Below are 12020 nucleotides of genomic sequence, written 5' to 3' on the forward strand. Positions count from 1 at the left end.
GCCACTGGCATCCGTGCATGGCCGGCTTCGTATCGAGAGGGGATGACGAGGATCGATAAGACGGTGAGTTTTACCTCAAGGGTCCCGTCATCCCCGCCCAGATCAGTCCGCGGTGCTTGGCACCGGCGTGTTGAGCAACTGCTGCTCCCACAGATAGGCGATGCCGCTGCCAGCGGCGTGTTGCTTGAGCACCTCCGTCAGCTCGCCGACATGCTCGGTGCGCGCCCAGTCGCGCTGCCACTCGGATGCCAGCGCCAGCCAGGTCATCATGTTCGCGCCGGCCGCGATCATACGCTGGATGGCCACCTCGTGGGCCTCGACCGACGTGCCGCCCGAGGCGTCGGTGATCACCGTGACATCCCAACCTTCGCCCAGCGCCTGGATTACCGGCATCGCGACGCAGATCTCGGTCCACAGGCCGGCGATGATCAGCTGCTTGCGGCCGGTCGCCTTGACCGCATCCACAACCTTCTGGTCCTCCCAGGTGTTGATGAACGTCCGGTCGATCACCTCCTGCCCGGGAAAGACATCGGTGATGTGGGGGAAGATCAGGCCGCCCCGATCGGCAACGACGCTGGTCAGGATAGTGGGGACGCCGAAGGCCTTCGCGGCCTTCGCCAGGGCGGTCGAATTGTTGACCACCGCCTGCGGATCGTGGCTGTTCAGGTTCGCGAGCTGGTAGGGCTGGTGGTCGATCAAAACGAGTGCCGAATCTTCGGGACGAAGAAGCGAAGCAAGGCCATTACGAAAGGTCATGAATACTTCCTTTGCTGCCGTTGTGCGCGGCATTGGTTTTTCCGGAGACATGCGTCAGGAGTGACGTTGCCTGGGAGCAGTATTGCCGTTCCCACCTGTGATGCGGTAGTACCCTTTCGGGCCACGCTGTGTCGCGAAACGGGGAACGCTAAAATGGAGATCGAAGAGCTGCGGACATTCGTCGAGGTCGCCGATGCCGGAGGCGTTTCGCCCGCCGCGCGCAGGCTCGGCGTCTCCAAGTCGATCGTCAGCCGACGGCTGGCCCGGCTCGAAGCCGACCTCGGCGTCCAGCTTCTGGCACGAACCACCCGCGGCGCGGCCCTGACCGAGGCTGGGATCACGTTTCGCGATCATGCGGCGAGAGTGTGTGCCGAGATCGATATCGCCAGGGAAACGATCCTGCCCGCCGGCGACCTTCGGGGCCGCCTGAGAGTGGCCGTTCCGCTGTCCTTCGGCCCGACCCACTTCGCGCCCGTGCTCGCTGACATGGCCCAACGCCACCCGCAGCTCCAGATCCAAACCGTCTATAGCGATCGCTTCGTCGATCTCATCGCTGAGGGCTTCGATTGCGCGATCCGCGTCGGCTATCTGCAGGATTCCAACCTGATCGCAAGGCGCGTTGGGCCGATCTATGGGAAGCTGGTCGCAAGCCCCGACTATATCAGGGCGCAGGGGTCTCCCGAAAAGCCGGAGGATCTCGCCACCCACGAGGCCCTCATGCAGGGAACGGAGGCCTGGCAATTCATGGATGGCGAGGAGATTGTCACGGTCTACCCGCGTGGGCGCTTCAAGGCCGACAACGCCATGGCTCTCCTTGCCGCGGCTTTGAAAGGGCTAGGCATCGCCTGGATCCCCGATGGCGTCATCGATGATCATGTCGCCTCCGGCGCGCTGGTTCCGGTCATGACACGCCATCCGCCCCCTCCGGCAGGCGTTTATGTCATTCGCCCGCCGGGTCAGCATCCCGCGCGGAAGGTGCGTGTACTGACCGACATGCTGATCGATTGTTTCCAACAGGCGCATGACCCCGCGGAGGAAGGTCGCTGAGGCCCGAGTGGCGGGAAGCCCCGACCGGTCTCGCTCGATTCTAAGTCACACGAAGGCGATATTTGCATCTTCGAGAAACTGAGGTTCCGGAAATAGCGCGACGAGACCGGGCTTGTGCAGCGGGTAACGATGACGTTCGCGCCTTTGGACGCCGCGGTGTCACTGTCGGCAGAACTGGGCGGCATCGTCGGGGAGGAGTTTGGTGACGATCTCTTGTACGACGCGCGGGTGAACGAGATCACGGCGTCCTGATTGCCAGACCCACATTCGATCGTACCCAAAGGCCGGGGGCCGGTGCGATGGCGATCTTTGCTGCTATCGAAGGCGCGCAGCTGGTCGCGCGCGGTTGCCGGGACATCGGCATCTATGACCGGACAATACGGGCCTATCGGACCACGGGTCTCATCCCGTAATTGGCCCGCGGCTCTAATGGGAGTGGCAGTTGCTCAAGTGAGCGATGGGGTTTTGCGCAACTCCGCCGGCCGACCTATCCGGCGAGCCACTTCAGCGGCATCTGCGGTCGAAATACCCCTCCTAATCAGTCAGTTGATACTGCTTGAGCGTGGTCGGGTGGCAAAGGTTGCGCAGGGATGGTGGATGACGGTTGCAATTTGTCGCAGTTCAAAAAGCGTCATTCCAAACCAATTCGGAGAGTTGCCAGGTGATATCACCTTCCATATATTGATAGCATGACCATCAGCGTTAAGGGAGTGCAATCGATGGCAGCAGTTACAATACGCAATTTGTCTGAGGAGACACATCGTGCCTTGAGAGTGAGGGCAGCTCATCACGGCCGCAGTACCGAAGCAGAAATCCGTGACATCCTAGAAACAGCGGTACGGCCAGCTGAGCGCGTGATGTTGGGCTCGTTGCTAGCATCAATCGGACGCGAGGCAGGGCTTTCCAACAACGACGTGGATAATCTGCAGCTCGTCCGAGATAAAACGCCTGCGGAACCTATGAGTTTCGAATGATCCTGATCGATACCAACGTCATCTCAGAGCCATGGAAGCCCACACCCGATAATCAGGTGCTGGCGTGGATCGATGCCCAAGCAGTGGAAACGCTGTTCGTTTCAGCGATTACAGTAGCTGAGTTACGGTTCGGCATTGCCGCGATGCCTGGCGGAAGACGAAAAACCGTCCTCTACGATCGACTAGAACAGGAAGTTCTGCCTCTATTTTCAGGACGCGTTCTATCCTTCGACATGGCTGCGTCACAGAGCTATTCGGAATTAATGGCGCGAGCACGCGTCGCAGGTCGGGCAATCGGTAAAGCAGATGCCTATATTGCCGCAACTGCTGCGGCGAACGGATTTATTGTCGCCACCCGCGACACTAGTCCCTTCGAAGCCGCAGGACTTAACGTTATCAACCCTTGGTACGCACCAACATAGCAGCGACAAAGCGTCAGATGATTGCCGAGCGATCCCGTAAATCGGCAATAGATTGCATCAGCAACAATGAGGAATCGTCAGCTCGGTCCCCATCAAAACCGGCAGGTTGACAGTCGCCTCGGTCCGCAGTTGGGCTCTCGCATGACAGAGCCGCCTGCGTTGGCATTTACCCGCACGGGGACGTTATGGCCCCAATTCTACGTGCAACCTGTTCGGGAGTGTCGAAGGCGTGGATTTTTGTCGATTAAAAGGTGACTAAAATAATCATCTTAAGTTGACAGGGCCAATTTCGCTGCATAGGTTCCGCCCGCATCCGTGGCGTAGGGACCAAGCAATGGCACGTGTTTTTTTGAACGTTTCTAATAATGTATCGCGAATTTATGGAGATAGCGTATTTGTCACGACAGCGATCGTCCTGATCGGCCTAGCGGCATCGCCCGCTTCAGCCCAGAGCGCGTCCACGGATGCTAGCGCGACAGCGCTGGAGCCGATCGTCATTCAAGGTGCATCCTCTGATAGCAAGACTGACCGGACGTCCGTCGCTGCCAAGAACAGTTCGGCCGCGACCAAGATCGACACGCCGCTCGTCGAAACGCCGCGTTCGGTCTCGGTGACCACCGAGAAGGAAATCGAGCAGCGTGGCGCCCAGAGCATTATCGAGGCCGTGCGCTATTCGGCCGGTGTGACAACCGGACCGAACGGATTCGATCCGCGCTTCGACCAGATCTTCATTCGCGGCTTCAACATCACGACGGTTGGCGACTATCGTGACAGCTTGCGCCAGCCCTATATCAATTACGGCATGTTCCGCACCGATCCCTATCAGCTGCAACGCGTCGAGGTGATCAAGGGACCGGTATCCGTTCTCTACGGCTCGGGATCGCCGGGCGGCCTCGTGAACAAGATATCGAAGCTTCCGGCCGAAGAGCCGATCCACGAAGTCGGTATGTCCTACAGCACCAAGGATCGGGCTCAGGCGATGTTCGATTTCGGTGGACCCATCAGCGAAGGGAACGACGACTTTCTCTATCGCATCGTCGGTCTTGCCCGTCACGGCGACAACAATTTCGATATTGCCGACGACCGCTATTTCCTGGCGCCGTCCTTCACCTGGAAGCCCGACGAAGGCACATCCTTCACGCTCTACGGCCTGGCGCAGTCCGACGAGACCGATGCCAATGTCGGCGCGATCACGACCGCCGACGGCAAAATTCTCGACATAAGGCAGAGCGATCCCGACTACGACTACCAGAAGGTCAAGCAGCAGCAGATCGGCTATCAGTTCGAGCACGAATTCGACAACGGCCTGACGTTCCGCCAGAACCTGCGCTATTCGCATCTCGATCTTAGGGCTCGTTACCTCGGCGTCTCCAGCTGGACCGGTACTGTCGCCCATCGCAACGCAAGCTCGATCCGGGACGAAATGAATGTCTTCCAGGTCGACAACCAGCTCGAGGCGAAGTTCGATACCGGCCCGCTTGCCCATACGATGCTGTTCGGGCTCGATTACACCAATCTGCAGTCGAACTGGGGCTACGGCATCGGGGCGGTGAACTCGGCCTTCGATTTCGATATCGCCAACCCGACCTATGGTGTCTCGGGCGCTACGCCGGCCTATAACTTCATCGTTGCCGATGCCGATATGCGCCAAGTCGGCGTTTACGCCATGGACCAGATCGACGCCGGAAACTGGCGCTTCAACCTCGGCGGCCGCCAGACCTGGGTGAACCAGACGCGTGACACGACCTATCCCTCCTTCGGGTTGAACGACTCGGAAGACGTCAACAAGAACGCCTTCTCCTGGCAAGCCGGTGCGCTTTACCTCTTCGACAACGGCATTGCACCCTTCGTTTCCTATGCGACCTCGTTCGATCCGGTGACCAACCGGTCGACATCCGGCAAGATCCTGGAGCCGACCGAGGGTGAACAGTACGAGCTCGGCGTGAAGTACCAGCCGCCGGGCACCGATATCCTGCTGTCGGCGGTCGCCTATCACATCGTCGAAAAGAACAAGCCGGTGCTGGTCAATCCGCTGACCCTTGCCTACGACTCGCTCGGCGAGGTGACAGGAAAGGGCATCGAGCTTGAAGCTCGCGCAGCAATCGCCGACGGCCTCGACATCATTGCGGCCTACACTTACAACCATTCTGAGGTCACCGGCGGCGACAACGAGGGCAACACCCCGGCCGTAACCCCCTCGCATGTCGCAAGCCTTTGGGCCAACTATACTTTCCAGGAAACCAATCCGTTCAACGGCCTGTCGATCGGCGCGGGGGTCCGCTATGTCAGCGAGAATTGGACGGATACCGCCAATACCTCGAGGAACCCTTCGAGCTTCTATGTCGATGCATCCACCGCTTATGATTTCGGCGCGCTCGACAAGAAGTATGAGGGCCTGACGGCTGCCTTCAATATCCGCAACATCGCCGACCAGCGCGACACCGTGTGCAACGAGGGCTTCTGCTATCTCGGCCAAGGCCGCAACATGACGGCGACCCTGAAGTATCGGTGGTAATACATGGCGCCGGAGATGACCCGAGCGCTCCAGCCCGCGACGTTGATCGCTGATCATCCCGTCGCCCACCAGGCCGTCGACCTCGACGGCCTGGTGGGCGACGGCCCGTTCTCCTATTGCCGCGGCAAGCTGCTCGGTTCCCCACCGCAGACGGGCGTTGTCGTTCCCTGCAGGGATCTTTGCAACCGGGCAATCTTTGACGAAATCATTGGCCGATATGCGCAAAAGTTTCCAGGCAGCGACCGTCGTGCGATCGTCTCCATGTGGACGCTCTACTATTTCAGCATGCTGACGATCGCCCCCAGCCTCCACATGTTCGTGCACCGGATCGGGCTGCCGTTGGAGATCGACGGGCTTTCGCTCGTCTGCAACGAGCATACGGGCGAGCCGGAAGCATTCGTGATGTCCGAAAGACCAGACGTTACCACCGATCCCGCCGGCGACCTTCACCGGCTGATGCGCCGCCACGCCGAACCGGTGATCGCGGCGATCGCCACCAATGCCGGCGTCGCTCCGAAGCTTCTGTGGAACAATGTCGCGGCATATCTCTGCTGGATTCTCAAGGAGATCGCCCATCGTCACGAGCCCGCCCTTGTCGAAGGCGGCATGGCGCTGCTCGAAGAAGCTGCATGGCCGTGCGGCGGGCGTAATCCGATGTTGGGCATGATCCGCATAGCGCGCCAGCAATGCGGACTGGAGTTTGCCCGCCGAAAAGTCTGCTGCCTGCGCTACAATCTGCCGGGCGTGGCTGGCTGCGGCGAAGCCTGTCCGCTGCCGGACGGGCGTCATTCAGCTCCTATCGGCCCGCCAAGGTCCTGAAGAGTCGACGGATGGCAGTCGCCGATGACGAGAAGGACCGCTCCTAGATAGCGCGCGCGTGGTCATTGCCGACGCGCCAAGCAGAAAGCCCCGTCGTCTCGAAGCGCGGTCTCAGCTGCCTCGACGTCGGCGAGTGGCTTGACCATGAACAGGCATGGATGTTCCTCGTGCCAGAGCTTTGCAAAAACCTCCGCCCGCACAAAGCCGTTCCGGTCATAGAAGCGCCGCGTCGCCTCAAACTGCGGTTCGTCGCGGCCGCGCGGGGCGAGCGTCTTGACGGTCAGCAGCCGGGCACCCGATTCATGGCCGAAACGTTCGGCCGCATCGATGAGATGGCGTCCGGCGCCGCGACCATGATGTTCGGGTCGTGTCGCTATCAGCGCGATCTCGACGGCGCCGGGCGGGTGCAGCTTCAAGGCCATCAATGCGGTCACGACGTCGGCTTCGACATAGCCGAACACCGGCAGGTCTTCGATCGCCTGGGCGCTCGCTTCGATGACCTCAGGTTCTGAAAACCAGTCGGGCAAAGCCCCCATGATCGATCGGCAGAGCTCCGCCTTGCCCGTCAGGATCTCCACTGTCCTCCCCATTTTTCTCGCTTTCATCCGGTCGATTTAAACTTGACTTCCAACGCTCGTTCTCCATGGCGAAGATGAACAAATCGTGCCGATCCGAATCAATGTCGACCGATCCATTTCTTGGTATCGAGACCTGATGGCGCTGACATTTTCGCTCGGCATGGCTGCTATTTCCTTGGATTTCCAGGAACTCTAAGTCGCAGGGCGTTTAATTGATCGCAGAAGTATGGATCTTCTCAGAAGATCTTAGGAAATAGAGCGGGATCATTGTTTAGTTAATACTAAATTATTGAATCTGGCGCGAAATCTTGCATCAGCCGGCACACCGGTCGTCCCAGCTACCTTCGAGGAGACCCGCATGAAGCGCCCGAGTATCAAGCAAGCCCTGATCTTAAAGCTGTCGATCATCAGCCTGTTCATGGTTGGCCTTTCCTATGTCTCGCTGAGCACGATTTCGACACTTCGTGCCAATACTGAGCAGATCGGGACCTTCTGGATGCAGCGGCTTGTGACGGCTCGCGAGATCAAGGATAACTTCCTCGACCTGAAATTGGTCTATGCTCAGTACCTCCTGGAGGATACAGCGGAGGAGCGGAATGTCGGACAGCAAAAAATCGATGCCGCCGGCGCCGCGGTCGAGAAAGTTGTCACCGAATACGAAAAAGGCGTCCGCACCGAGCGGGGGCGCGAACTGATCAATCAGATCAAGCCGGAACTCGCCAAATATCGCGCGCTGGCAGAGCAAATGATCGCGTCTGAAAATGACGGGAAGACGCCTGAAGCAATCCGCCTCTTCAAGGAAAATATGGAGCCACAAGCCGAGTTGGTGAACAAGGCGGTGGCGGATCTGGTCGCTTTCATTCTCAGCCAGGCCGAAGGCTTCGTGGCTGCGAGCGGTGATTCCGCACAATCCGCTTTCATGCTGACGGCCGCGATCGCAGCGCTGGCTGTGCTTCTTGCCGTAGCCGGCATCTTCTTTGCGATTTCCGGCATCGCCAACCCAATCCGAAGCATCGCCTCCGCCATGAGGCGCTTGTCGGATGGTGATCTTGACAGTGATATTCCCTATGCCGGTCGCGCCGACGAAGTCGGCGAAATGGCCGGTGCGGTTGAAATCTTTCGTCAGAATGCCCTCAACGTCGTCAGGCTCGAGAAGGAAGCCGCAGAATCCCGCAGCGAGAGCGAGGCAACGCGCGCCGCAGCCCAGCAGCGCGCCGAACGCGAGGCGGAACAATTGCGCTTCGCGACCACGACATTGGGCGAAGGTCTCCGGCGGCTTGCAGCAGGCGACATATCCTTCCAGCTTTCGGAGCAATTTGCGGCCGAATATGAAGCCTTGCGCGAAGACTTCAACGCCTCGCTCCGGCAATTGGGTGCGACGATCGGCGCCGTGCTCCAGACCGTGCACAGCATCGATAATGGTACCGGTGAAATTGCATCTGCCGCGCAGGATCTTTCCAAGCGTACCGAACAACAAGCAGCCTCTCTCGAGGAGACGGCTGCAGCCTTGGACGAGATCACGTCGAATGTGACGATGTCGACCAAACGCACCGACGAGGCACGCAATGTGGCCAAAGAAGCCGATATCAGCGCTCAGCGGTCCGCAACTGTCGTCTCGCAGGCGGAACAGGCCATGCGACGCATCGAAGACAGTTCACAGCAGATTTCGAACATCATTGGTGCAATTGATGAAATCGCCTTCCAGACAAACCTCTTGGCGTTGAATGCCGGCGTTGAAGCTGCCCGCGCGGGTGAGGCGGGCAAAGGTTTTGCAGTCGTCGCCCAGGAAGTTCGTGAGCTCGCCCAGCGCGCCGCTCAAGCGGCCAAGGAAATCAAAGGCTTCATTCAAAAGTCATCAGCTGATGTGGAAAATGGCGTGAAACTGGTTCTCGAAACCGGAACATCGCTCAAGTCGATCGGTGAGTACGTCGTACAGATCAACCAACTCATGGATGCGATAGCCACATCGGCGCGCGAGCAGTCGACGGGACTTGCTGAGATCAACACGGCCGTAAATCAGATGGACCAGGCGACCCAGCAAAATGCGGCGATGGTCGAGCAATCGACGGCTGCCGTTGCCTCATTGTCCTCCGAGGCAGGCCGCCTGCGCGATCTGGTCAACCAGTTTCAATTGGATGGCGACAAAAGCGCAGCGGACGGGCAGCGCAGCGGACGGGCCTTTGAAGGCAACAGGCCAATCCACTTGGTCGCTTCGCGGCGCGTGACGCAAAGATGACGCGCGGCTAAGTCAGATCAGGTACTGAAGATGTTGAACTAGCGTCTGGAGGATCATCGGCTCGATCACTCCAAGGCGGCTGTCCCGCATCACTCCTCGCAAGGCATCATGAGCGGCAGCGATATTCTCATATCCTGCCGCATCCTGTAGGGTCGCGGTATCTGTGGACCTATGGGTAAATTTCAGAGCGATCGATGAAGAAGACCTTCAATCCGGCCTCGGTGCGCCGGCCTTTTGGAAATTACAATCACGGCCTGCTGGTGCCGCCCGGCGCATCGCTCCTGGTCACGTCGGGCCAGCTTGGTATCGGTCTCGACGATACTGTTCCGAGCGACATTACTGCTCAGGCGGAACTCTGCTTCGAGGCAATCAAGGCGATCCTCGAAGAGGCGGAGATGAGCTTTGCCGACGTGATCCGCATTTCGGGGTTCGTTACACGCCGCGAGGATTTCCCGGCCTATATGGCCGTGCGGGATCGCTATACGCTCGATCCCAAGCCGGTTTCCACCTTGCTCGTCATCGGCGGCTTTACCCGCCCTGAGTTCCTCGTCGAGGTCGAGGTGACGGCCGCGAAAATCTTGTAGAGTATTTCCGTTTTTCTTCGAAGCGCGGAGATGCTCCACCTCTCAAAAGCGCTTCGCGCTTTGCCTGGCAAAAGCGCAGCACACTTTTGCTAGAATTGCTCTAGAATCGCTCCATCGCCTCTCCCACACGGGCGAGGAATTTTGCCCGCGTCTCCGGCGTGCAATTGTTCATGTCGTAATGGGCGAGGAAGGTCACCGGGTTGAACGGATTGATCTGCGCCCTCAGCACGCGCTTGACGATTTTCTTTGGAGGGTTGCCGGCTGCAAAGGCCCGGAAGGGCGTTGCGCCATAAGTCAGGACGGCTGCAAGCTTGCGGATGTGGCGCAGCCGCGATTCCACCTTGCCGTTGACCAGCTCGAAGGAAACGCCCGGCAGCCACACGCGGTCGAAATAACCTTTCAGGATTGCCGGAAAGCCGAAGTTCCAGATCGGGGTGCAGATCACCAACCCCTCGGCCGCCTTCAACCTTTCGACATGGGGCTCCACCAGCTTCAGATTTTCCGGATAGTCGTGATAGACGAGCCGGTCGTGGCGCGAGAGCACCGGATCGAACTGCTCTTCATAGAGGTCGCAGGCGTCCACAATATGCCCGGCCTTCTCAAGGCTCTCGACGGTCTGCCGGTAGAGCGCCTTGCCGTAACTTTCCTCGACCGGGTGAGAGTGGAGGACGAGAACCCTCATGAAGCCTCCATCAGGGCCGCCAGGCCTGGGAAGAGATAATTCTTGCCGGCGTTGAAATCGAAATCAGGATTTTCCCACGCGATCATCTTGCCGGGATTGAGCAGGCCTTTCGGATCGGTTTCCTGCTTGAAGGCGAGCTGAACCGCGTCGGTGCGCTTCATACCGCCTTCTTCAAGCGTATAGCGATGCGGATTGAAGATCGGGCATCCATTGTCCTGGTGGATCTTGATGATCTCCTCCAGCCTCTCCTCGGTGGTATAGCGCACCAGCGGCAGGCCGGAGCACTGGATCTGGCCATCGAATTTGATGAATTCGAGATGACCCGGTACTTCGTCACCGAAGATCTCCACCATCTTCCGGACTTTGGCGACATGATCCGGTCCGGGGTATTGCACCTGCAGATAGGTGAAGCTCGGGTCGACCTTCAGCGCACGCAATGTCGTGTGGTTCCAGGCAAGCTCATAGGCGTGCGGGATCCCGCGCATGCTCTCCACCTTGTCGGAGCGGAACATGATCTCCCCCTTCTGCGCCCCGGTGAAGGCAAGAAAGGCATCGATGGAGTGCGGCGCGATCATCAGCACGACGATCGATTGGCCCTGACGGATGTAAGGCTTGTGGCGGGTGAAATAGTCGTGAGGGATGGGAGCCGCGATCGGTGCGATCTCCTTGACGAGGATGCCGTTGCATTTCGCCAGCGCATCGGAGAAGCGCACCGCTTCCATGAAGTCGTCATAGCCGACGAGCACGTCGACCCAGTCATAGGCAGGTGCAAGCGGCATCTCGATCTCGGTGATGATGCCGTTGGTGCCATAGGCGTGGCTCACCTTCTGCAGGTCCCAGCCGGTGAGGTCGAGGACGCGCGGTTCGGCCTCCATGGTGACGACGCGCAGGCGCAATATATTGCCGAGGTCGCGCAAACCGCCCCAGGTGATCGAGCCGACGCCGCCGGAACCGCCGGCGATGAAACCGCCGACCGTCGCCGTCTGGGCAGTGGAGGGGTGGAAGCGCAGCTCCTGGCCTGAATGGGCCTTGGTCTGCTTGTCGAGCTGGGCAAGCACGATGCCCGGTTCGCAGATGACGCGGCCAGGATGGATCTCCTTGATTTTGTCCATGGCAGCAAGGTTCAGCACGATGCCGCCGGAAAGTGGCATGGCCTGGCCGTAATTGCCGGTGCCGGCGCCGCGCGGCGTGACCGGCACGCCATGGGCATAGGCAACCTTCAGCGTCCGGATGACCTCCTCCTCGGTCTTCGGCGTGACCACGAGATCGGCCGTCACATTGTCGAGTTGCGCCTTCAGGATCGGCGAGTACCAATAGAAATCCCGGCTCTTCTGGCGAACCAGCGCCGGGTTGTCCTCAATGGCGATGCCTTCGAGTTCCTTTTTGATCTTCTGATAATCGGCCATG

General features: G+C 59.4%; 12 protein-coding genes and 1 pseudogene. 9 read left to right on the forward strand and 4 right to left on the reverse strand.

Annotated features, from left to right (window positions below; translation table 11 throughout):
• Positions 1–102: 102 nt before the first annotated feature.
• A complete protein-coding gene (locus ELH03_RS24400) occupies positions 103–756 on the reverse strand; it encodes a hydrolase (protein ID WP_130766808.1) in 654 nt (217 codons plus the stop codon).
• 153 nt (positions 757–909) lie between these two features.
• Here ELH03_RS24400 and ELH03_RS24405 point away from each other — a divergent pair, with 153 nt between their 5' ends.
• The 7 genes and pseudogenes from ELH03_RS24405 to fhuF all read left to right on the forward strand — a co-directional run bounded on the left by ELH03_RS24405 (position 910) and on the right by fhuF (position 6533).
• Entirely contained in the window at positions 910–1803 is an 894-nt protein-coding gene (locus ELH03_RS24405) for a LysR family transcriptional regulator (RefSeq protein ID WP_105008508.1), read from the forward strand.
• A 129-nt stretch (positions 1804–1932) separates the two neighbouring features.
• Positions 1933–2055 carry a hypothetical protein gene (locus ELH03_RS38530; protein ID WP_281035107.1) on the forward strand — a complete coding sequence of 41 codons (123 nt, stop codon included), beginning with the start codon at positions 1933–1935 and terminating at the stop codon, positions 2053–2055.
• Positions 2056–2099: 44 nt separating this feature from the next.
• A pseudogene (locus ELH03_RS38035) lies at positions 2100–2216 on the forward strand (TetR/AcrR family transcriptional regulator); the annotation flags it as partial.
• Positions 2217–2522: 306 nt separating this feature from the next.
• A complete protein-coding gene (locus ELH03_RS24415) occupies positions 2523–2777 on the forward strand; it encodes a FitA-like ribbon-helix-helix domain-containing protein (protein ID WP_105009160.1) in 255 nt (84 codons plus the stop codon).
• On the forward strand, positions 2774–3199 hold the full coding sequence (locus ELH03_RS24420; protein WP_130766809.1) for a type II toxin-antitoxin system VapC family toxin: 426 nt from the start codon (positions 2774–2776) through the stop codon (positions 3197–3199). Before ELH03_RS24415 ends, ELH03_RS24420 begins: the two co-directional genes overlap by 4 nt.
• A gap of 334 nt (positions 3200–3533) precedes the next feature.
• Positions 3534–5714 carry a TonB-dependent siderophore receptor gene (locus tag ELH03_RS24425; RefSeq protein ID WP_130766810.1) on the forward strand — a complete coding sequence of 727 codons (2181 nt, stop codon included), beginning with the start codon at positions 3534–3536 and terminating at the stop codon, positions 5712–5714.
• A 3-nt stretch (positions 5715–5717) separates the two neighbouring features.
• Positions 5718–6533, forward strand: a complete 816-nt coding sequence (gene fhuF / locus ELH03_RS24430) for a siderophore-iron reductase FhuF (protein WP_130766811.1) — start codon at positions 5718–5720, stop codon at positions 6531–6533.
• 62 nt (positions 6534–6595) lie between these two features.
• On the opposite strand, the gene ELH03_RS24435 is transcribed toward fhuF, so the two are convergent.
• Entirely contained in the window at positions 6596–7123 is a 528-nt protein-coding gene (locus ELH03_RS24435) for a GNAT family N-acetyltransferase (protein ID WP_130766812.1), read from the reverse strand.
• Positions 7124–7469: 346 nt separating this feature from the next.
• Between ELH03_RS24435 and ELH03_RS24440 the strand changes: the two genes are divergently transcribed.
• Positions 7470–9347, forward strand: coding sequence for a HAMP domain-containing methyl-accepting chemotaxis protein (locus tag ELH03_RS24440; protein WP_130766813.1), 1878 nt, complete (start codon positions 7470–7472; stop codon positions 9345–9347).
• Positions 9348–9541: 194 nt separating this feature from the next.
• Positions 9542–9931 (forward strand): RidA family protein, encoded by a 390-nt coding sequence (locus ELH03_RS24445; RefSeq protein ID WP_130766814.1) that lies wholly within the window; start codon positions 9542–9544, stop codon positions 9929–9931.
• Between the two features lie 100 nt (positions 9932–10031).
• On the opposite strand, the gene ELH03_RS24450 is transcribed toward ELH03_RS24445, so the two are convergent.
• Positions 10032–10613, reverse strand: coding sequence for an NAD(P)H-dependent oxidoreductase (locus ELH03_RS24450; protein ID WP_130766815.1), 582 nt, complete (start codon positions 10611–10613; stop codon positions 10032–10034).
• On the reverse strand, positions 10610–12019 hold the full coding sequence (locus ELH03_RS24455; protein WP_130766816.1) for an FAD-binding oxidoreductase: 1410 nt from the start codon (positions 12017–12019) through the stop codon (positions 10610–10612). The genes ELH03_RS24450 and ELH03_RS24455 overlap by 4 nt, the downstream gene beginning before the upstream one ends.
• Position 12020 lies beyond the last annotated feature (1 nt).

This window comes from Rhizobium beringeri, assembly GCF_004306515.1.
GTDB lineage: Bacteria > Pseudomonadota > Alphaproteobacteria > Rhizobiales > Rhizobiaceae > Rhizobium > Rhizobium beringeri.